Origin of the sequence: Bordetella tumbae, assembly GCF_965139195.1 — a bacterium.
Classification (GTDB): domain Bacteria; phylum Pseudomonadota; class Gammaproteobacteria; order Burkholderiales; family Burkholderiaceae_B; genus Bordetella_A; species Bordetella_A tumbae.
Map to the genome: position 1 here is coordinate 1 of NZ_CBCSJH010000082.1, position 1,312 is coordinate 1,312.

At 63.8% G+C, this 1,312-nt stretch carries 1 protein-coding gene; it reads left to right on the forward strand.

Annotation, left to right across the window (positions count from 1 at the left end):
- The coding region (locus ACNA0J_RS29655; protein WP_415822605.1) for an SDR family NAD(P)-dependent oxidoreductase at positions 1 to 1,312 on the forward strand (1,312 nt) is incomplete at both ends.

The following is a 1,312-nucleotide window of genomic DNA, read 5'->3' on the forward strand; positions in this document are numbered from 1 at the left end:
TGGGTGAACTGATGCTGACACCGATATGGGAGACGATCTGCGAAGTCGAGCCGAACGCAGTGCCTTCTGTGCAGCAGGTAATACAGCTGCATGCGACGACGCAGACGCCGTTCACCGGGCCGCCCGCCGTGGTGTGGTCAGCACAGGATAGTCGCGAGAGTTTGGCTGGGGCGCTCAGACGCGAGGGGCCGTTGCAGCACCTCGTGTGGCAGGTGCCAGCCGGTGAAGCGCAGGCAGCGGTGATGAGCCTGCGACTGGTCCAGGCGCTGCTGGCGCTGGAGTACGGCACGCGATCACTGGGACTGACGATCGTGACGCGGCAGGCGGTAGCAGTCGGGCTGAGCGAGATGGCCGATCCTGACCAGGCTAGCGTGCATGGCCTGATCGGTTCCTTGGCCAAGGAATATCCCCAGTGGCGCATCAGCCTGCTGGATCTGCCAAAGGATGAGGACCTGCCTCTGGGGACGCTGCTGGCGCAACCTGCCCAGACGCGAGGCGATGCGAGAGCATGGCGGGCCGGACGTTGGTATCAGCAGGTACTGGCGCCTTGCGAGGTGCCCGAGGCGGCGTTGCCACCATATCGCGAGGGTGGCGTCTATGTGGTGTTGGGCGGAGCCGGCGGTATCGGCATGGCGCTGAGCGAGCATCTGATCCAGCGGTACCGTGCCCAACTGGTGTGGCTGGGCCGGCGCGCCGAGGATGAGGCGATCCGTCAGCATCGTGCACGGTTGGGCAAGTTAGGCCCGACACCGTTGTATCTGCAGGCCGATGCGACGGATGAGGATGCGCTGGAACTGGCGCATGCGACGATTCGCGAGCGCTTCGGGGCGATTCATGGCGTGGTGCATGCCGCCATCGTGCTGGCCGATCGGAGCTTGGCGACGATGGATGAGGCCACGTTCGAGGCGGCGTTGACGGCAAAGGCAGCGACAGCGGCAAACATGGACGCAGTGTTCGGAGACGAGGCGCTCGACTTTGTGGTGTTTTTCTCATCGCTGCAGAGTTTTATGAAGGCGCCTGGTCAGAGCAATTATGCGGCGGGCTGCTGCTATGCGGATGCATTTGCAAAGCGGCTGCGGCATAGACCCTATGCGGTGAAGCTGATGCACTGGGGCTATTGGGGCAGCGTCGGGGTGGTGGCTTCGAACGAGTACCGGCAGCGAATGGCGCGGGCGGGGATCGATTCGATTGAGCCGCCGGAGGCGATGGCGGCATTGGATCGGTTGTTGGCGGGACCGGTGGATCAAGTGGTGTTTGTGAAGACGACGCAAGCCTCGGCGGCTCGCAGCCTGGGCATTAGTGAGAAGGTCAC